Annotated in this window: 22 protein-coding genes; 10 read left to right on the plus strand and 12 right to left on the minus strand. The window is 67.0% G+C overall.

The window, feature by feature from the left end; translation table 11 throughout:
• The first annotated feature begins 58 nt into the window (after positions 1-58).
• From FO044_RS13025 to otsB, 5 genes are read left to right on the plus strand one after another with little or no spacing between them, the layout of a single operon-like run.
• Positions 59-1492: a threonine/serine exporter family protein gene (locus tag FO044_RS13025; protein WP_132992301.1), complete on the plus strand. Its 1434-nt coding sequence runs from the start codon at positions 59-61 to the stop codon at positions 1490-1492.
• Positions 1493-1533: 41 nt separating this feature from the next.
• Positions 1534-2307 carry a MerR family transcriptional regulator gene (locus FO044_RS13030; RefSeq protein ID WP_132992302.1) on the plus strand — a complete coding sequence of 258 codons (774 nt, stop codon included), beginning with the start codon at positions 1534-1536 and terminating at the stop codon, positions 2305-2307.
• Positions 2308-2331: 24 nt separating this feature from the next.
• Complete coding sequence (locus FO044_RS15060; protein ID WP_165943046.1) at positions 2332-2490, plus strand: hypothetical protein; 159 nt, start codon at positions 2332-2334, stop codon at positions 2488-2490.
• A gap of 3 nt (positions 2491-2493) precedes the next feature.
• On the plus strand, positions 2494-3951 hold the full coding sequence (locus FO044_RS13035) for an alpha,alpha-trehalose-phosphate synthase (UDP-forming) (protein ID WP_132992303.1): 1458 nt from the start codon (positions 2494-2496) through the stop codon (positions 3949-3951).
• A 5-nt stretch (positions 3952-3956) separates the two neighbouring features.
• Positions 3957-4721: a trehalose-phosphatase gene (otsB, locus tag FO044_RS13040; protein ID WP_132993351.1), complete on the plus strand. Its 765-nt coding sequence runs from the start codon at positions 3957-3959 to the stop codon at positions 4719-4721.
• On the opposite strand, the gene FO044_RS13045 is transcribed toward otsB, so the two are convergent.
• Positions 4708-5478, minus strand: a complete 771-nt coding sequence (locus FO044_RS13045; RefSeq protein ID WP_132992304.1) for an SDR family oxidoreductase — start codon at positions 5476-5478, stop codon at positions 4708-4710. The two genes, otsB and FO044_RS13045, sit on opposite strands and share 14 nt — an antisense overlap.
• A gap of 42 nt (positions 5479-5520) precedes the next feature.
• Between FO044_RS13045 and FO044_RS13050 the strand changes: the two genes are divergently transcribed.
• Complete coding sequence (locus FO044_RS13050; RefSeq protein WP_132992305.1) at positions 5521-6651, plus strand: ROK family transcriptional regulator; 1131 nt, start codon at positions 5521-5523, stop codon at positions 6649-6651.
• A 35-nt stretch (positions 6652-6686) separates the two neighbouring features.
• On the opposite strand, the gene deoC is transcribed toward FO044_RS13050, so the two are convergent.
• The gene (deoC, locus tag FO044_RS13055; RefSeq protein WP_132992306.1) at positions 6687-7364 is read right to left on the minus strand and encodes a deoxyribose-phosphate aldolase; all 678 of its coding nucleotides are present in this window, start codon (positions 7362-7364) and stop codon (positions 6687-6689) included.
• Positions 7365-7390: 26 nt separating this feature from the next.
• On the opposite strand from deoC, the gene purU reads away from it, so the two are divergent.
• Positions 7391-8284, plus strand: coding sequence for a formyltetrahydrofolate deformylase (gene purU, locus FO044_RS13060; protein ID WP_132992307.1), 894 nt, complete (start codon positions 7391-7393; stop codon positions 8282-8284).
• Between the two features lie 32 nt (positions 8285-8316).
• On the opposite strand, the gene FO044_RS13065 is transcribed toward purU, so the two are convergent.
• The 4 genes from FO044_RS13065 to FO044_RS13080 form a co-directional block, all read right to left on the minus strand.
• The gene (locus FO044_RS13065) at positions 8317-9438 is read right to left on the minus strand and encodes an LmeA family phospholipid-binding protein (protein WP_132992308.1); all 1122 of its coding nucleotides are present in this window, start codon (positions 9436-9438) and stop codon (positions 8317-8319) included.
• Entirely contained in the window at positions 9438-10256 is an 819-nt protein-coding gene (locus tag FO044_RS13070; protein ID WP_132992309.1) for a carbon-nitrogen hydrolase family protein, read from the minus strand. The genes FO044_RS13065 and FO044_RS13070 overlap by 1 nt, the downstream gene beginning before the upstream one ends.
• A 247-nt stretch (positions 10257-10503) precedes the next feature.
• Positions 10504-11016 (minus strand): DUF2505 domain-containing protein, encoded by a 513-nt coding sequence (locus FO044_RS13075; RefSeq protein WP_132992310.1) that lies wholly within the window; start codon positions 11014-11016, stop codon positions 10504-10506.
• Between the two features lie 21 nt (positions 11017-11037).
• Positions 11038-11526, minus strand: coding sequence for a DUF2505 domain-containing protein (locus FO044_RS13080; RefSeq protein WP_132992311.1), 489 nt, complete (start codon positions 11524-11526; stop codon positions 11038-11040).
• Between the two features lie 24 nt (positions 11527-11550).
• On the opposite strand from FO044_RS13080, the gene FO044_RS13085 reads away from it, so the two are divergent.
• Positions 11551-12648 carry a UDP-N-acetylmuramate dehydrogenase gene (locus tag FO044_RS13085; protein ID WP_143965794.1) on the plus strand — a complete coding sequence of 366 codons (1098 nt, stop codon included), beginning with the start codon at positions 11551-11553 and terminating at the stop codon, positions 12646-12648.
• Here FO044_RS13085 and FO044_RS13090 read toward each other — a convergent pair.
• The 5 genes from FO044_RS13090 to FO044_RS13110 all read right to left on the minus strand — a co-directional run bounded on the left by FO044_RS13090 (position 12626) and on the right by FO044_RS13110 (position 16619).
• The gene (locus FO044_RS13090; protein ID WP_132992313.1) at positions 12626-13702 is read right to left on the minus strand and encodes an alpha/beta fold hydrolase; all 1077 of its coding nucleotides are present in this window, start codon (positions 13700-13702) and stop codon (positions 12626-12628) included. The two genes, FO044_RS13085 and FO044_RS13090, sit on opposite strands and share 23 nt — an antisense overlap.
• Positions 13703-13730: 28 nt before the next feature.
• Entirely contained in the window at positions 13731-14474 is a 744-nt protein-coding gene (locus FO044_RS13095; RefSeq protein WP_143965795.1) for a MerR family transcriptional regulator, read from the minus strand.
• A gap of 31 nt (positions 14475-14505) precedes the next feature.
• Positions 14506-14826 carry a DUF2516 family protein gene (locus FO044_RS13100; protein WP_132992315.1) on the minus strand — a complete coding sequence of 107 codons (321 nt, stop codon included), beginning with the start codon at positions 14824-14826 and terminating at the stop codon, positions 14506-14508.
• 9 nt (positions 14827-14835) lie between these two features.
• Positions 14836-15306: a helix-turn-helix domain-containing protein gene (locus FO044_RS13105; protein ID WP_186290554.1), complete on the minus strand. Its 471-nt coding sequence runs from the start codon at positions 15304-15306 to the stop codon at positions 14836-14838.
• Between the two features lie 95 nt (positions 15307-15401).
• Positions 15402-16619: a DUF445 domain-containing protein gene (locus FO044_RS13110; protein ID WP_186290630.1), complete on the minus strand. Its 1218-nt coding sequence runs from the start codon at positions 16617-16619 to the stop codon at positions 15402-15404.
• 139 nt (positions 16620-16758) lie between these two features.
• Here FO044_RS13110 and FO044_RS13115 point away from each other — a divergent pair, with 139 nt between their 5' ends.
• Together FO044_RS13115 and FO044_RS13120 are read left to right on the plus strand one after the other, a co-directional pair.
• Positions 16759-17529: a TetR/AcrR family transcriptional regulator gene (locus FO044_RS13115; protein ID WP_244945821.1), complete on the plus strand. Its 771-nt coding sequence runs from the start codon at positions 16759-16761 to the stop codon at positions 17527-17529.
• 58 nt (positions 17530-17587) lie between these two features.
• Positions 17588-18439, plus strand: a complete 852-nt coding sequence (locus FO044_RS13120; RefSeq protein WP_244945822.1) for a polyphosphate kinase 2 family protein — start codon at positions 17588-17590, stop codon at positions 18437-18439.
• A 102-nt stretch (positions 18440-18541) separates the two neighbouring features.
• Here FO044_RS13120 and FO044_RS13125 read toward each other — a convergent pair whose 3' ends face one another.
• On the minus strand, positions 18542-19273 hold the full coding sequence (locus FO044_RS13125; protein ID WP_143965798.1) for a heparin-binding hemagglutinin: 732 nt from the start codon (positions 19271-19273) through the stop codon (positions 18542-18544).
• Positions 19274-19411 lie beyond the last annotated feature (138 nt).

A 19411-nucleotide genomic window follows, 5' to 3' on the forward strand; every position in this document is an offset into this window, starting at 1 on the left:
GGGCGGGGGCTCAGCCGGACCACGCACCAGACGACACCACTGAGAGGAGGCGCAAGCAGTGCGTGCGTTCCTACGTCGAGGACTCGACCGAGTTCTCGGCACCGCACAGGCGACCATCGACACGATCGAGCCCGGCAGCATCGTCGTTGCGCCTCGTAAGCCGATCGCCCTCGACGACGAGGCCGCGATCACCGAGGTCCTCGATCTCGCGGCCAAGATCGGCGCCGTCCTCCTCGACTCGGGCACCGGTGCGATCGACACCCGCAGGCAGATCGAGTTCGTCGCAGGTATCTACGGCCTGGAGAACCTGGCGATCGACGTGACCTACAACAGCATCGTGGTCTGCGCCCTGCGCGGCCACACTCTTCCGCCGGTGACGGCCCTGCGCACCGTCGAGTACCGCTCCATCGACTTCACCCGCCTCGCACACGTCGACCGTCTGGTCCGTCGGATCCGGCAGCTCGCCATCACCCCGGCGACCGCTCACAGCATCGTCGACGAGATCATCACCAACCCGCACCCGTACCGGTACTGGATCGCCAACGCAGGCTGGGGCCTGATGGCATCGGGTATCTCGATTCTGCTGGGCGGCACCTTCATCGTCGGCCTCACCGCTTTCGTCATGACGGTGATGATCGTGACGATCAACCGGCGCATGGCGCGCGCCGGCATTCCGATGTTCTTCCAGCAACTCCTCGGCGGCTTCATCGCAGTGCTCCCCGCCGCGGCCATCTTCCATTGGCGCGAAGCCATCGGGATCGACTTCATTCCGGCGCAGCTGATCGCTGCGGGGATCGTCGTGCTCTTATCCGGCCTGTCCCTCGTCGGTTCGGTGCAGGACGCGATAACCGGCGCCCCGATCACCGGCACGGCCAGATTCGCGGAGGTCGTGCTGCTCACCGGTGGCATCCTCGCGGGCGTCGGTCTGGCCGTGCGGCTCGTCGAGGCGTTCGGCATCATCCTTCCCGGACTCGGCACCGAGATGCCGTTCGGCCCGGCCGACCTTCCCGCACGCATCATCGGCGGCGCGATCGCCGCCGGATCGTTCGCGATCGGCAGCTACGCCGAGAAGCGCGCGATCCCGGTCGCGTTCGGTGCGGGAATCGTGAGCTCCGCCGTCGCCTTCGGGCTCGAACTCACCGACGCAGGCGGGATCGTGACGGCAGCCGTGGCCGCCGTCGTCGTCGGCCTCGTCGGTGGTCTCGCCGCCCGCCGCGCACTCACTCCACCATTGGTCGTGGCCGTCGCCGGCATCACGCCCCTGCTGCCCGGTCTCGCGATCTACCGTGGTCTGTACGGTCTCATGAGCGACCAGACGCTCGACGGATTCGGCCAGGTGGCCGCCGCGGTGACCACCGGTTGCGCCCTCGCTGCGGGAGTCACCCTCGGTGAGTTCATCGCGCGCACGCTGCGCAGGCCGCAGTTGCCGAATCCACTCGTCCACATCCCGCGGCAGAACCTGATGGCGCACCGGAATCACCGGAACGCTTGACCCTCACGCGACGGGAGGGACCACGATCTTCAGGTGTGACGATGACACGCACAGACCAGACCAGATGGACGGTGGGACAGCTCGCCGAGCTGTCCGGCGTGACAGTGCGCACTCTGCACCATTACGACGAGATCGGGTTGCTGTCGCCTGCCGGCCGTTCCGCGGCCGGGTACCGCCTCTACGACGAGGCGGACCTGACCCGATTGCAGCAGATCGTGGTCTACCGGCGTCTGGAGCTACCGCTCGACGAGATCGCCGATCTCCTCGACTCAGCGACAGGCCCCGTCGATCATCTGCGTCGCCAGCGTGCGGTCGTCACTGCCAGACTCGACGAACTCGGTGAGCTCGTCGAGGCGATCGATCATGCATTGGAGCGAGAGATGAACAACCGACCAGCCACCGACGACGACATGCGCGAGCTGTTCGGGCACGGGTTCTCCGACGAGTACCAGGTGGAGGCCGAGCAGCGCTGGGGCGACACTGAGGCCTGGACGCAGTCCGCTGCCCGGACTGCGCGGTACACGAAGGCCGACTGGGCCGAGGTGAAGTCCGAGACCGACGCGATCAACGCCGATTTCGTCGCCGCCAAGCGCTCCGGTGCGCCGGCCGACGGCGACCGGGCCATGTCGGTCGCCGAGCGCGCCCGTCTCCAGATTCACGAGCGGTTCTACGACTGCGACCACGAGTTCCACCGGTGCCTCGGCAACATGTACGTCGACGACGAGCGGTTCGCCGCAACCTACGAGGCAATGGAGCCGGGTCTGGCTCGGTACGTCCGGGATGCGATCCTCGCGAACGCCGACCGGAACGGGTAGCCGACCCGGGGTAGAATCAGGCACATGCCTGCAAAAACCACTGAAGTCGTTGAAGAAGAGCTCGCACTCGCCGCCGAGACCGAGCTCTCCGCGCGGCGCGTGGTGGCCACCTACGCCACCGACGCCGACGAGTGCCGGATGCTCCTGTCGATGCTGGGGATCGCTGCGGACGAGCCCGCCTGATCGATGGCTTCAGTCGACGTGGCCTCCGCCGGCTCCGCAGTTGCCGCCGGCTCCGCAGTTGCTGATTTCGTCGTCGTCGCGAACCGTCTTCCGGTCGACAAGAAGGTCGATGCCGACGGGAACATCACGTGGCAGCGTGCACCAGGCGGTCTCGTCACCGCCCTCACCCCGACCTTCGCCTCCCGTACGGGTGCGTGGGTCGGGTGGAGCGGTGTCGCAGACGCCGACGACCAGCCGCAGATCGACGGCATCCAGATCCATGCGGTGCCGCTGAGTTCGAGTGAGATCACCGACTACTACGAGGGCTTCGCCAACTCGACGCTCTGGCCGCTGTACCACGATCTGCTCGCCGAGCCGGTCTTCCGTCACGACTGGTGGGAGACCTACGTCGCGGTGAACCGCCGCTTCGCCGAGGCTGCGTCGACGGCCGCATCCCGCAATGCCACGGTGTGGGTCCACGACTATCAGCTGCAGCTGGTCCCCGCGATGCTGCGCGAGCTGCGACCCGACCTGCGCATCGGGTTCTTCAATCACATCCCCTTCCCACCGTTCGAACTGTTCAGCCGGCTCCCGTGGCGCGAGGAACTCCTCCGCGGACTCCTCGGCGCCGACCTCGTCGGCTTCCATCTGCCGGGTGGGGCGGAGAACTTCCTGACCATGACCCGGCGCGTCCTGCGCGCCGAGACCTCCCGCGACCCGGTAGGAGTGCGCGAGGAGTTCGGCACCGTACAGGTCGGCGACCGGACCGTGCGGGTCGGCTCGTTCCCCATCTCCGTCGACTCCGCGAACGTGGCCGAGCAGGCCTCCCGCATGACCGATCGCGCCGCGGAGATCCGCACCGAGCTCGGCGACCCGAAGACCATCCTGCTGGGCGCGGACCGCCTGGACTACACGAAGGGCATCGACGTCCGCTTACGCGGCCTCGAGGGACTCTTCGCCGCCGGACGACTCGATCCGGCCGACACCGTTCTCGTGCAGCTGGCCAGTCCGAGTCGCGAACGCGTCGACAGCTACATCGAGATCCGCAACCGGATCGAGCGGACCGCGTCGCACATCAACGGCAAGTACGGAACCGTGACCGCACCGCCCGTGCGCTACCTGCTTCAGCCGGTGCCCCGCGACGAACTGCTCGCCTACTTCCTCGCAGCCGACGTCATGCTGGTCACGCCCTTGCGGGACGGCATGAACCTGGTGGCCAAGGAGTACGCGGCCAGCCGGTCCGACCACGGCGGCGCCCTCGTCCTCAGCGAGTTCACCGGTGCCGCAGCCGAGATGGCCGATGCCTACCAGCTGAACCCGTGGGACGAGCAGAACGTCATGGACGTGATGGAGCAGGCGATCACCGACGACGCCGACCGGAGGCGCGCTCGCATGGCCGCGCTGCACCGGGAGGTGCTGACCGACGACGTCGATCTGTGGTCACGCAGCTTCCTGGACGCCCTCGACGCATCGGCACGATGACCGCGATGAACGACGCGTCGTCCATGTCCCTCGACGAGGCGCTCACCGGCTTCGCCGCGCTGGATCGAGTCCTGATCGCGTGCGACTACGACGGCTGCGTATCCCCGATCGTCGCCCGCCCCGAGGACGCCGTGCCGAACCCGCGGTCGGCGGCGGCACTGCGCGCGGCCTCCGCCCTGCCGGACACCTCCGCGGCCCTGGTTTCCGGACGGGCACGGTCCGACCTGGCCACGCTCTCCGGATTGAGCGATCCGGTGATCCTCGTCGGCAGCCATGGCGCCGAGTTCGCCGAGGGGTTCGACGAGCCACTGACCGCAGAACAGCAGGCCCGTCTCGATCGGGTCATCTCCGAGTTCCGTGCGATCGCCGCTCAGTACCCGGGAACATCGGTGGAGACCAAACCGGCCAGCACCACCTTGCACGTCCGGAATGCGAGCGGCCCGGACGGCGACGCCGCACTGGCCCTCGCGGCGGCGGGGCCCGCCACGTGGGAAGGCGTGCACGTCACCCTCGGCAAGGCGGTGATCGAACTCGCCGTCATCCAGACCAGCAAGGGCCACGCCCTGGACCGGCTCCGCGCACAGGTCGGGGCCGACGCGGTCCTGTACCTCGGCGACGACGTCACCGATGAGAAGGCGTTCGCTCACCTCACCGGCCCGCGTGACGTGAGTGTGAAGGTGGGCGACGGCGCGACCGCCGCGCGATACCGCGTGCCCGGTACGGACGACGTCGCGACGGTCCTGGAGACCGTCGTCGCTACCCGGTCTTGACGTTGCGGCGGGCGTCCGCCTGATCCCGGGGCTTGAGAACTATCTGGTCTAGATTCACGTGCGGCGGGCGCGAGGCCGCGAACGCGATGACCTCCGCGATGTCGGAGGCCTGCAGCGGGTCCAGGCCCTGGTAGACGGCGTCGGCCTTCTCCGCGTCACCGCCGAAGCGAACGAGCGAGAACTCGGTCTCCACCATGCCCGGCAGTACTTCGGTGAGCCGGATCGGTTTGCCGAGGAGCTCGAACCGGAGGGTGCGATGCAGAACGCTCTGCGCGTGCTTGGCCGTCGTGTAACCGGCACCGTTGTCGTAGGCTTCGAGCGCCGCGACCGAGGTGACGGTGACGATCAGTCCGTCGCCGGACGCTTCCAGCAGCGGCAGGAGCGCCTTGGTGACGCGCAGGGTCCCGATGACGTTGGTCTCCCACATCCACCGCCAGTCCTCGAGGTCGGCGTCGGACACCGGCGCCAGCCCCTTTGCACCGCCCGCGTTGTTCACCAGGACGTCGGCACGGTGCAGTGTCGCGACGAAACGCTCCACCGACGCGGCGTCGGTGACGTCGAGATACATGCTCCGGCCGCCGATCTCGGCTGCCAGCTCATCGGTCCGGTCGGTGCGGCGGGCCCCAAGGACCACCTCGTAGCCGTCCCCGGCCAGCGCCCGGGCCGTCGCCGCTCCGATGCCCGAACTGGCGCCGGTAACGACCGCGACCTTCCGTTCGGAGCCGGTGTGGGACGGGGACTTTCCTTCAGGACTCATGTAACCCACTCTAGGCAAATCCGGGCTGCTATGTTCGACGCCATGGGCGGTATCGGTGTTGTTCCGGCGAGGCTTCGCGTCGGCACCGGACCGACGGCCTCGGTACTCCATGCGATCCGCACCAACGGTCCGGCGACCCGCGATCAGATCGTCGTCGCCGTCGACCTGTCGCCTGCGACCGTCAATCGGCAGGTGAACGCACTGCTCGAAGCGAAGGTGATCGTCGAGCGAGCCGATCTGGTGGATCCGGGTGCCATCGGGCGTCCCAAACTCCCACTCACCGTCGACTGCGATCACTACTGCGTCGCCGGCATGCACATCGGCGCGCGACGGACCGCCCTCGTGATCGCCGACCTGCGCGGCCGGACCCTCTACTCGCACGCCATCAGGACGCGGGACTTCTCCAGCTCCGACCCGAAGGCGGCGATCGTCCGACTGTGCGGCCAGCTGAGGGAGCTCGCCGATCGCTTCTCCGGTCGGCGCGTGCTGTGGGGCGGGGCGGCACTCGGCGGGGCCGTCGACGCCGACACCGGAGTCATCGACCATCCGATCCTCCACTGGCAGGGACAGCCGTTAGGTGCTGAGCTGGCCGAGGCTCTCGGCGTGCCGGTCTCGGTGTCCGAGCACGTCCAAGCCATGGCCGCCGCCGAGCTCATCCTGTCCGGCGCTATGGTGCGCGGCCAGTCCGGACTGTTCTTCTACGCTCGCGAGACGGTCGGCATGGCGATGACGTTCGCGGGCGAAGTCCACCAGCCCCAGCACGGTGCGGGGACGATCGCCGGCCTAACCGTGACTCCCGGAGTCCTCGCGGACGAACCTGTCGCGGCACTGCAATCGGTGATCGGCACCGCCGCGATGAAGGCGGCGGGCGCGCGGCTGGGCGTGGAACCCGACGCGGGCATCATCGCCGACGAACGCGCTCGCGTACTCGGGAACGCGGTGGCCGCCATGCGCGACGTCGTCAATCCCGACGAGGTGGTCGTCGCCGGGCACGCGTTCGCGGCGCACCCGCACGGACTCGCTCCGGTGCAGGCTGCGTTCGACGAGGCCACCGCAATCCCTCGCCCGCTCGAGATCACCCCGACCTGCTTCGGCGCCCACGTGCCCGAGGCAGCCGCGATCGCCGTCGCGCTGTCCGCGGTGTACGCGGATCCGCTGGCCGTCGTTCAGTAGTCGGCGCCGGCCGAAATACGGGGCGGTGATGCGAGCTACTCGGGGAAACCGTCGAGGACGGTGCGCGTCCCGGACAGACCCAGCCTGCTCGCACCCGCGGCGATCAGCTCCGCGGCGAACTCCGCCGTGCGGATCCCGCCGCTCGCTTTGACTCCCGCACTCGAGCCGACGGCCGACCGCATCACCTCGACGGCCTGCACGCTCGCGCCGCCGGCCGGGTGAAAGCCGGTCGACGTCTTCACGAAGTCGGCGCCGGCGTCCACGGCCTTGCGGCAGACGGCGGTCAGCCCCTCGTCACCGACGGCTTCGAGCAGGACCGCCGATTCGACGATCACCTTGAGCACGACGTCCTGGCCGATCCCCTCACGCACGGTGAGCACGTCGGCGAACACCTCGTCGAATCGCCCGTCCACGGCAGCACCCACGTCGATCACCATGTCGATCTCCTGCGCACCGCTCTCCACCGCGAATCGGGCCTCAGCCGCCTTCACCAGCGAATGATGCTTACCCGACGGGAAGCCCGCCACAACGCACGTGCGTGCAGCTCCGGTGTCCATCGGCAGCATCGACGGTGAGAGGCAGATCGAGTACACGCCCAGATCGAGACCTTCCGCGACCGCCGCCTCGGCGGCGTCCCTGGTCGCTTCCGGTTTGAGGAGGGTGTGGTCGACGAGCGCCGCCACGGCGGATCTGTTCAGGTTGCTGTTCGTCACAGGAACGAGCTTGGCACACTGGACGGGTGACCACTCCCCACAGCCCCGCACCGGCCGACAACGGACGGCGACTGGTTCTGTCCCTCGGATGCCCGGACCGCACCGGAATCGTCGCCGCCATCTCCGGCTTCATCGCCGAGATCGGCGGTTGGATCACCGAAGCCGCGTACCACTCGGATGCGACCTCCGGCTGGTTCTTCACGCGGCAGGCGGTGCGCGCCGACACCCTCGAGTTGTCCGTGGACGAGGTGCGCGATCGCTTCGCCGAGCTCGCCGCATCGATGGGTCCCGACACCGAGTGGCAGTTATCCGATTCTGGCGCCGAGCAATCGGTGGTGCTCCTGGTAAGCCGCGACAGCCACTGCCTCATCGACCTTCTCGGGCGCGCCGAGCGCGGCGAGTTCCCCGCCACCATCTCGGCCGTCATCGGCAATCACCGGGACCTCGAGGAGCTCACCACCCGGTTCGGCGTGCCGTTCCACCACGTACCGTTCTCCGCCGACTCGAAAGCAGAGTCCTTCGCGGAACTGCAGCGGATCGTCGACGGCTACGCGCCGGCGGCGATCATCCTCGCGCGCTTCATGCAGATCCTGCCGCCGGACCTGTGCGAGGCGTGGGCGGGACGGGCCATCAACATCCACCACAGCTTCCTGCCGAGCTTCGTCGGCGCTCGCCCCTACCACCAGGCGTTCGAACGCGGTGTGAAGCTCATCGGCGCCACCTGTCACTACGTGACCGCCGACCTCGACGCAGGCCCGATCATCGAACAGGACGTCAGCCGCATCAACCACGACCACTCGACCGCCGACATGGTCCGGCAGGGCCGGGACATCGAGGCTCTCGTGCTCTCACGTGGCGTGCGCTGGCACCTCGAGCACCGGGTGCTGGTCCACGGTCATAAGACCGTGGTCTTCGCCTGATCCGCTGACCTGGGACCGCTCCACCGGGACCGTTACACCGAGCAGCCGTCCGACGACTGGTTCTGGTTCCCTGTGCTCGCAGACTTCAGATCGACGTCGTGACCGCTGAACCCGAAATCGACACCCGACTGCTTGACCGCGAACTCCTGGATCGTGATCTGGTCGAACATCGGACCGAACATGGACTTCGTCATCTGATCGACGATCGGCTGGGCGAAGTCCTGCGGCACACCGAAGACCAGTGCCGAGGCGTCGGTGACGTCGAACGTGACCTTCCCGTCGGTCAGCTTCGGCTTCAGGGTGACGCTCACCGGCACCGAGATGATCATCTGGAGGTTCGCATTCACCTTCAGTGTTCCCGCGCCTTCGTCGGCGGTGATCTTCTCGATGGCCGGGCCACCGCTCGCCCCTCCACCACTGCTCAACTCAGTGACCCGGTCGTACGGCAGAAAGCCGTTGCCGTTCATCGACTGCACGCTGCCACCGTCGGTGCTGATTCCCTCGGCACGAGCGTGCAAGCGCATCTGGGTGGAGTCGCCATCTGCCGTGTCGACCTGCACCCACGGAACGTCGCTGCCGAACGCCGACAGGATCACCGGCTTACGCGACACCGAGACGTCGGTCGGCGCGCCCGTGAGGTCGCCGAAGGCCGTCTCCATGCAGCTCGTCACCTTGTGACGAAGATAGAGCTCGGAGCCGACACCGGCGATCACCAGTAGCAGGACCACGGCCGAGCAGACCAGTGCGATCGTGCGCCGACGGCCTCGCTTGCCGCCCGTGGGCGCGGAATGCGGAACCGGCTGCTGCGGGCCCGCAGGGGGGAACTCCGCGCTGCCGCTCCCGGTGGGAGGAGCGAATCCGCCGGTTCCGACGGCGTCCATCTGTCTGGTGGGCGGACGGTTCGCCTGCGAGTACGCCTCCGCGCCCGGCTGGAGGCGATTCGGGTCGATCGGCCCGGTCCTCACTTCTCCAGTCGGTGCGTCCGGCGATCCGGTCGGCGCGGCGCCCCCTGGTCCAGGAGCGGGCTGTGCCGTCTCATCGGAGGGCGTCGGCTCCCACGGAGACCGTTCGGAGCCGGGAGGCAGATCAGACGCCGCCGGATCGGAGGCAGCATCGTCAGCGCGCTTCTCGTCGTGTCCGTCCGAGTCGGTCATCAGGCATCGGTCCCATCCAGGCGGGGAATGTCCCGGCGATTGGCGAGGGTCGCCAACGCCGTGCGCGCCTTGTCGGTTCGGGCGAGGTCGACATCGTGCGTGCCGACCTGTTCTTCAGAGTCGTAATCGATGATTACGCTACCGAACGGGTCTGAGAGACGACTATGACCAATCCCGGTGGGTGCTGAGGATTTCCGCACGTCCGGATCCGCTGGCAGCGCCTGCCCGACGGCCGCAACGAACGCCGAGGAATCCAGCGCACGTGCGGCGGCCAGCAGTCGCCACTGCTCTGCTTTCCCCGGTCCCGCTCCCCACGACGCGGGCGCGACGATCAACTCGGCGCCACGCCTCGCGAGTTCGATGAACAGTTCGGGGAACCTAATGTCGTAACAGGTCGCCACCCCGACCCGATGCCCGCCGAGCTCGAACACAACAGGATCGTCGCCCGCCGCGATGGTCTTCGACTCCTGGAAACCGAATGCGTCGAACAAGTGGATCTTGTCGTAACCGACCGGCGGCAGTCCGGGCCTGGCCACGAGCAAGGTGTTCCGGATTCGCCCATCGTCCGCGGGAGTGAACATCCCGACCACTGCTGCCACGCCGGCTTCGTCGACGGCGGCCCGTACCCGTGAGGCCCACGGCCCGTCGAGCGGCTGTGCGACGTCGTGCAACGGGACACCGAACCGGCACATGGATGCCTCCGGAAAGACGACCAGTTCCGCTCCGGCAGCGGCCGCCCCGCCGATCTCGTCGACGATCCGGGCCAGATTCGCCTCCGGATCGGTGCCGGTCGAGATCTGCGCCATGGTGAGCCTCATCGGATCCTCCTCGGTTCTCGGACCGGTGGCTCGATCCGCTGCCGCTGGTAACGGGCCGATCCCTAGGTCCACTAGTCGAGCTGATGAATGCGGCGAAGCAGTGATCCGCATCGAGCGACTGCGACGCTCACCACGATAGTGCGGCGTCGGGCCCGAGGACTGCTGTGCCGAAACAACGCTCCACCAGTTACCGCTCGAGAACACCGGCTACGGTCGAAACCGGCCCCGCCGGCTGCGACCGGCCTGTTCACGCGAGGTTCTTGGCCACCCAGTCAGCAGTGAACTCGCCTTCCCCGCGGAACAGATCGACGAGATTCACGAGCATCAACTGCTCCAGTTTGCCGTTGATGAACGGCAGGAACACCTTCACCTCGGTGGTCTTGCGAATGGTGCAGCCGGACTCGGTCGGGAACAGCTCCTGCTCGCCGTTGAGGGAACCCGGCCCCGCCGGGATCGACGCGGTGTACGTGCCTTCGGTACTCGCCGCATCGAACGCGCCGAGCGTCTCGACGCGCGTGATGATCATGTCCTTCATCATCACGGTCTGCGCGATCGGTGGAAGCATCTCCCTGGTGAGGGTCTGCTTCAAGACCACGCGCATACCCGCGTCGCTGGATTCGAACTCTTCGACGTTCGAGATGGGAGTCAGTTCCCGGAACCCCTCCATGAGGGCATCCCAGTACCTGCGCTGCATCTGCGCCTGGTAGAGCTTTTCCGCCGGGTGCTCGTAGCGGGCGGAATAACTGAGCCGTCTTGCCATGCAGCCCAGGGTAACGGCGAGTTAACCCTGCTGGAAATCGAGTGTTGCGTCGCGCTCTGCATCGAGGAGGATGACGACCTGATCGATCACTGCACTCTCGATCTTGCCGCCGACGAACGGGATCGCCACATCGACCGTGCCCTTGTAGCGGGAGGTGGCCGGATCACCGATGATCGCGATGTCACCCGAGATCGTGGCGGGAGCTCCCGTCACCGACGCCTCCATGCGTCCGGTGATCGATTCGCCCGCCTTGGTGAACACGCACTTTCGCGGAATCTCCAGGTCACCGGGCCGCACCGCGGTGACCGCCTTCGGCAGGTTCGCGGCGTCGACACCCTGCTTGGTGACGACGGTGACCTTGTCGCCCTCCACGGAGAACGACTCCAGGGCACCGTGGTCGCCGTTGGTCTGCTGCAGCAGATCCCGCCAGTACTGTTCGGTCGAGATCATCGACCAGAGGACGTCCACGGAGAACGGGTAGCTGACCGAGTGCTCGAAGTTGCTCGACATGAGGGAGAGGTTACCGTTACCGGCATGAGTCACGCACAGCACTCCAGCGGTGCGGCCGCATCGAATGCGCTCCTGTCGGAATTCACCACGCTACGACTGGGCGGTCCGGCACGAGCCCTCGTCGAATGCACCGACACCGCATCCCTCGTGGAGACTGTCACCGGATTGGACCGGGCCGGTGAACCCGCCCTGCTGATCGGCGGCGGATCGAACCTGGTCGTCGGGGACGATGGATTCGACGGGACCGCCGTCGTCGTGCGCAACACCGGTATCGACATCACCGACGACGCAGAGCAGCCCTACGTGACGGCCGCGGCGGGCACGGACTGGGATGCCCTCGTCGCCGCGACCGTGGACGCCGGGTACGGCGGTCTCGAGTGCCTCTCCGGGATCCCCGGGGCCGCGGGCACCACCCCGGTGCAGAACGTCGGAGCGTACGGGGCCGAGGTCGGAGACCTGCTGCGCGCTGTCGAACTCCTCGACCGGGCCACCGGCGAGACCCGCTGGGTCGGGCCGGCCGATCTGAACCTCGGCTACCGGACGTCCGATCTGAAAGGTCGTGACGATCACGTGGTGCTGACCGTCGAGTTCCGCCTGAATGCGGGTGGCCGGTCCCAGCCGATCGCGTACCGCGAGTTGGCGCGCACGCTCGGCGTCGACGAGGGCGCCAGCGCACCGGCGGCGTCGGTGCGCGAACAGGTCCTCGCCTTGCGCCGCGGCAAGGGCATGGTCCTGGACCCGCCGGATCACGACACGTGGAGCGCGGGTTCGTTCTTCACCAACCCGATCGTGGACGACGACCGGATCGACGAGACCATCGCGACCATCCGCAGCCGGGTGGGACACGACGTGGCGATCCCCCGCTTCCCGGCGGGTGACGGGCTATCGAAGCTGTCCGCAGGATGGCTGATCGAGCGAGCCGGATTCACCCGCGGTTACCCGGACGACGACGCCCCCGCCCGGCTCTCCACCAAGCACACTCTGGCACTGACCAACCGCGGAGCGGCGACCACCGCCGATCTGCTGTCACTGGCGGGACGGGTCCGGGACGGTGTACGCGACGCGTTCGGCGTCGAGCTCCACCCCGAACCCGTGTTCGTCAACTGCTCAATGCCTCGCTGAGGTCGCCCACGACGTCGTCGAGCAGCCGGTTGAAGGCTGCGCCACGCTCGACCGGGACCATGTGCCCGGCTCCGGGGTACTTCGTGTACGAGTGCAGCACGTCGTTGCGCGCCAGCACCCCCGATATCTCGTCGGCATGATCCACACCGGTCAGCCGGTCCTCGGTGCCCACGACGACCGCGGTCGGGACGGTGATCTTCTCGAGGCCGTCCAGCACGTCGAGCCGTGCCATCGCAGCACCCCAGGCGGCTCGGGACTTCGGCGAGCAGGCCGAGATCTGATCGTCGCTGAAATCGATGTGCGCCTGCCTCGCAACCGGACCGAGGGCGATGTAATGGGTGAGCATCGCCGCGAAGGGCGTGCTCGGCAGCGGCACCGGCAGTGATACGAACGCGGTCTCCATCAGCGGTTCGAAAGGTGAGACGAAGACGGGAATGTTCTCCGGAACCAGCTTCTGTCGCTCCACCACACCGCGCGCCGCCGTCGACGCGAGCACGATGCCGGAGATCTTCTCCTCCATGCCCGCACCGAACTGGGCGGCCCACGACATGATCGTCATGCCGCCCATGCTGTGCCCGATCAGTACGGCACGCTTGCCTTCCGGGATCGTCTCCTCGAGCACCGCTTGGAGGTCCTGCCCCAGCGTCTCGACGGACGGGCGCACGAGACCCATCTCGGACAGTCCATGACCGCGCTGGTCGTACGCAACCATCGCGCGATGTCCGGTGAAGTGGTTGAACTGCGGATTCCAGAACGAGGTGTTGCACGTCCAGCCGTGAATGAAGACGAGGATCTCGTCGGCCGACTCCAGGTCGCCCGACGTCGCCACGTGCAGGAGCGTGCCATCCGAGGCCCCGACGACTCCGGACCGCAGTGCCTTCCTGGGCGCCTTCAGCAACGGGTCCGGTCCATCCTGGACCGGCTTCGGGAATCTCATCGCCTCACGCAGCAGGTATCCGGCGATCGTGCCCAGCTCGGCGCCGACCACTCCGGCCGCTGTCGCTCCGGCGATCAGCGCCCACTTGCCCACTGTGCGTGCGGTGCCCTTGGCCATGAAGATGCCTCTCTCGAGAAACTCGGTGTCAGTCGACGGCCGACTCAGTGCCGTCGTGCTGGTCGAAGTACGAGCTCGCCCTGCCCACTGCACGCGAGATCTCATCGTCCAACGCCTTGCTGAATGCCGCTTCAACGATGTCGTGCGCCATCGGCCGCACGGTCTGAATCAAGCCGGCGAGCTGCGCGAACGACTTGTCGCCCATACCCGGCAGATTCTCGTCGAAGTACTTGTCGGTGATCAGCGAGACGAAGTTGTGCGCCACGTCCTCCAGGTCCTGTTCCACGCGGACCCACACATCGAGCAGCACCTCGAGGTCGACGCCGGCTTTGACCAGCGCCTCCGCGCCGGCGAGTGCCTCGGGGTTGCGGACGGCGTAGTGCGCGCCGTCCTTGGTCAGCAGGCCCAGTCGCTGACTGAGGCTGATCGCGCGATCCGACGCGTCGAGGGATTTCTTCAGCTCAGTGAGTGTGATGGTCGCCGCGCGCTTGAAGTTCGCCAGCCTGCTCGACTTCGGGGCGGCGCGAAGAACGTGCTCGACCTTCATCCCGTAATGCGCCGCATGCAGAAGCTCACTGATCGTCGCGAACGTGTAGCCGCGTTCGAGCATTCGGGAGATCAGATTGAGCCGGACGAGGTGCTCGTCCGAGTACCAACCGGTCCGGCCGCGAATGGTCGGCGCCGGGAGGAGCCCGCGGTCCTGGTAGACGCGGATGTTGCGGACGCTGACGCCCGAGACCTGGGCGAGATCGTTGATGCGGTACTCGGTCACCGTGCCACCCCGATCACACTGTCGGGGTCAGTCATCCGAGCTTCCGGAACCAGTGCCGGTTCAGAATCTCGTCCGTCCGAACCCGCACGTCGACGATGTAGATCATCGATGCGATGACTCCGACCAGGAACAGCAGCCAGATGCTCATCACCGAGCCGAACCAGATGAGGAGGACCGACACGGCCAGTACCGCCACCCAGAACGTCTTGGATTGCGCATCCACAGCGGTGAACGCATCGTGCCGGGTGATCCCAGCGTGGACCAGCGCTATCACAGCCGGGATTCCGGCAGCGAACGTCAGAAACCAGAGGATGTAGATCTGGGCATCGAGAACCAGGCCTTGAACAGTCACCCCGCCACCTTACCCATGCGTGTTGTCAACGTCGGCGGCCACGGGTGCCTCGCCGTCGATTTCGGGCTGCATGTTCTCGGGCTGCACGTTCTCCCGGCGGAACGAGTCGTAGATCTCGAGGAGCATCTGCTTCTGCCGCTCACTGATCGAGTCATCGACGAGGAGCGCATCGCGCACCGGGCTGGCGGGCCGCTCCTCCAGGATGCCCGCGCGCACGTACAGGACCTCGGCGGACACGCGGAGCCCCTTGGCGATCTGGGACAGCACGTCGGCAGACGGCTTGCGCAGCCCGCGCTCGATCTGCGACAGATACGGGTTGCTCACACCGGCACGGTCGGCGAGCTGCCGCAAGGACACCTGCGCGGAGAGTCGCTGCGAGCGGATGAAACCGCCGATGTCCTGGGCTGCCGCCGCGACAGCGTCGACCGCCACTTCCGCGGTGCTCTCCTGCGTATCGGGCTGCTGATTCTCGCTGCTCACGTTCTATCTGTCCTCTCGACAGACTCCAGTATCCCCACCAGGTGCTAGCAGATGCAAGCAGTCGTGACCCGACGCACCGGCGGACGCGGAGGGAATCAGTTGAACAGCAGGACCGAGACCGTGTAGATCACCAGCCCGGCGAGCGATCCGACCACGGTGCCGTTGATCCGAATGAACTGCAGGTCACGCCCCACCTGCAGTTCGATCTTCCGGCTCGTCTCCTCTGCGTCCCAGCCGCGCACCGTGTCGGTGATGACCGAGATGATCTCCGCCGAGTAGTTGTCGGAGATGTGGCGGGCCGTCCGGGCGATCCACGTGTTCATCTTCGCCTGGAGCGGCTCGTCGTGGTGGATGCGGACACCCAGGCGCACCACCGCATCGGACAACGAGGTCCGCAGTGTGGATGACGGATCATCGAGCATCTGCTCGATCACATCCTTACCCGCCTGCCACGCCGTGGATGCCGCGCCGCTCACCTCGTCACGCCCGAGAAGTTCACTCTTGATCGCCTCGAACTTCGCGATGGTCTCGTCGTCGTGCTGCAGCTCCTGCGCGAAGTCGCCGACGAACTGATGCAGCGCGCGGCGCACGTCGTGCGCGGGGTCGGCTCTGACCTTGTACGTGAACTCGGTGAGCTCGCGGTAGAGCTTGTCGCCCACGAAGCTGTTCACGAATCCGGGAACCCACGTGGGGCCGTCCCGGTCGACCACCCGGTCGATCAGGCCCTGACTCTCGAGGGCCCACTCATGCGCCCGCTCGCACAGCATCTGCACGATCGGCTCGATCCGCTCCTCGTCGACGAGTTGTTCCACGACGCGCCCGAGCGGTGGCGCCCACAACGGTTCGGCGGCCCATCGCAGCACTGCCTGGATGAACTTCTCGACGTCCTCGTCGCGAAGCATCTCCGACCCGAGCTTTATCGCACGGGACACTTCGTCGTTGACGCGCGGAGCGTTCACCGGGTCGGCGAGCCAGCCCGACACTCGCCGCGGCAGATCAAGTGAGACAGCGCGTTCGACGATCACCTCGGGCGTCATGAAGTTCTGCTCGACGAACTCTCCGAGCTGGTCGCCGATCTGATCCTTCTTGCGGGGGATGAGCGCGGTGTGCGGAATCGGCAGCCCCAACGGCTGCCGGAACAGCGCCGTCACCGCGAACCAGTCGGCGAGGGCGCCGACCATGCCGGCCTCGGCCGCCGCGCGCACGTAGCCGACCCACGCTCCGACGTCGGCACCTTCCCGATGCTCGATCCACCGCATCACGAAGTACACAGTCGCCGCACCGAGCAGCAGGCCCGTTGCGACGATCTTCATCCTCCGCAGATCGCGGACGCGCTGCGCGTCGCCCGCGGAGTCGAGCCCCGCCGGCGACGATTTCGATGGTTGCGATTGCCACCCCAAGGTTGTCGACACGCCTACAGTGTTCCCGAACAGCAACTACTGTTGCCAGGTGATGCCGAACCTCAACCCGTTGTCGACCGCCACGGTCGCGATGAACGCAGCGCTCACCCTCACCCGCGAGCTCGAACAGCGCATCCTCGCGCCTGCCGTCGAGGCGGTGGCATCCGACGGCCGGAAGCAACGGTGGGAGAAGCACAAGCAGACTCGGCGCGCCGAACTGACTGCAGGTACAGCCGACGCCGTCCGCGCTCTCGGGGCGGAAGCCGGAATGGACGAGATCGCTTCGCACATCGGCGTCTCGAAGACCGTGCTGTACCGCTACTTCTCCGATAAGAACGACCTCGCCGCCGCAGTCACCGTCAGCTTCATGGAGGCGACCCTGCTTCCGCGTCTGACCGAGACGATCACGGACGACCTGGCCGACTACGACTTGGTCCGCACGGTGATCGGCGTCTACGTGAGCACCGTCGCGACCGATCCCAACGTGTATCGATTCACGACCGGGCAGACCGCGGGAAGCTCGTCGATCGCCTACACCGAGCGCATCTTGACCGGCGCAGTCGCATCGACCCTCGAGAACAGGCTCACCGCCCGCGGGGCCCGCTCCGACGGATCGCGCACCTGGGCGACCGCCATCATCGGCGCCATCATCAAGGCCGTCGACGGGTGGATCACCCGGCCCGACCAGAGCGCCGACGAGCTGGTCGATGAACTGACGATGGTGATGTGGGGCGGACTTGTCGGCATCATCGCCAGCGATGGCGATCCCCAGCAGTTCGCGAAGAATCCACCGCCGATACCGTCGCCACCGGCCGACGAATGATGCCGGACAGGCGGATCGACTCCGGCAGACGATGGACGAGCGAGGAACCATGAGCACGATGGACGGCGCCTGGCGACAGAGCCCGTGGGAATGCCTGCGCGTCGGATCCACTGGCCACGTCGCCGACTTCGACCCGTCGGCCACACCGGGGTTCGGCGGGGACAAGAGCGACGGCAAAAAGCTCCTCGGCGACATCGGCGACGAACTCGCCGACCTGCAGGAACGACTCTTCGCCAACGGAAGATCCGGCGATCACCGGTCGGTCCTGCTCGTACTGCAGGGCATGGACACCGCAGGTAAAGGCGGGATCGTCCGTCATGTCGGCGGCCTACTCGACCCGCAGGGCCTGACGGTGACGGGATTCGGCGCGCCAACAAAGGAGGAGCTCTCTCACGACTTCCTCTGGCGCATCCGCAAGGCGCTTCCCGTCGCGGGCCGGATCGGCGTCTTCGATCGGTCGCATTACGAGGACGTCCTGCCCGTGCGAGTGCACGGACTGGTTCCCGAGTCGGAGTGGTGCGCACGCTACGACCTCATCAACCGGTTCGAAGCCGATCTCGTCGACGCAGGCACCACGATCATCAAGTGCGCGCTCGTCGTGTCCAAGGACGAGCAGCGCGAGCGCCTTGCCGAGCGACTGGAACGTCCGGGCAAGCACTGGAAGTACGACCCGTCCGACATCGACGAGCGCGCCTATTGGGACGCCTACCTCGAGGCGTATCAGGCGATCTTCGACCGCACGGACAGTGACGCCGCGCCGTGGTTCCTGATCCCGGCGGATCACAAATGGTATGCGCGCCTGGCCGTCGGCCAGTTGCTTCTGACCGCGCTCGAGTCGCTGGAACTCGAGTGGCCGCCTGCGGATTTCGACGTCGACGAAGAGCGCAAGCGCGTGGCCGCGATGGACTGATACCCGCCCGCCGACTGCAGACGCGGAAAGCCCCGGATCTCGAGAGATCCGGGGCTTTCTGCGGGGGTACTGCTTCTGCTGCCCGATGACCGGGCAGCATGACTACTTGGCTGCCGGAGCCTTCTTGGCGGCCGGCTTGCGAGCCGGAGCCTTGGCTGCCGTGCTCTTGGCCGGGGTGGCCTTCTTGGCCTCGTCGACCTTCTTCGCCGGCGACGATGCCGAGGTGCGAGCCTTAGCCTCGACCGTGCCGGCAGCGCCCGCGACCTTGTTGGCAGCGGTGGCGCTCTCGGCCTTCACCGTGGTGGCAGCCTTCTCGACCTCGGTCGATGCGTCGGCCAGGTCGCCTGCAGCTTCGTCGACACCCTCGGCAGCACGGCCGACCAGTCCGGCGGCGCGCTCGCCGACGGTGCGGGTCTGGGTCGAGACCACGCCGAGAGCATCCTCGGTGAGGTCGACGGCGTCGTTGTAGGCCTTCTCGACGCGGTTCAGGTTGTCCGAGACGAGAGCGTTCTCACGCAGGCGGGCAACGGCGGTCTGGCCGCGCTCAGCGAGGTTGTTGTAGAAGCCGGTGGTCGCCTCGATGTACGGGTCAGCCAGCTTGCGCAGCTCTTCGCTGGTCAGCTTGCCGCGGAGCTCGTCGACCGACGGGACCTCGTTGGGCAGCTCGCTGATGCGGGTGCGGGTGCTCTGGATACGGTTCTGGGTGCGCTCGCGGCGCTCATCCGCACGGGTGCGCAGCTCGGCGAGGGCGTCCTTGACTTCCTGGACGGCGACGTCACCGGCGCCGACAACGGCGAAGACGGGGGTGGGGAGATTACGTTCGGCGGTGCTCACTTGAACTCCTAATAGCCGGGTTCTTCTGACACTTCGAGTGTCACTCAATACGCTAGCTATTGCAAGCGGACTGTTAGCAATAGTGGGACATGTCACGGTTCCCCTGACAAGAATGCGCGTTCCGGAAACCTCCGTGAC

It is taken from the genome of Gordonia zhaorongruii (assembly GCF_007559005.1).
Classification (GTDB): domain Bacteria; phylum Actinomycetota; class Actinomycetes; order Mycobacteriales; family Mycobacteriaceae; genus Gordonia; species Gordonia zhaorongruii.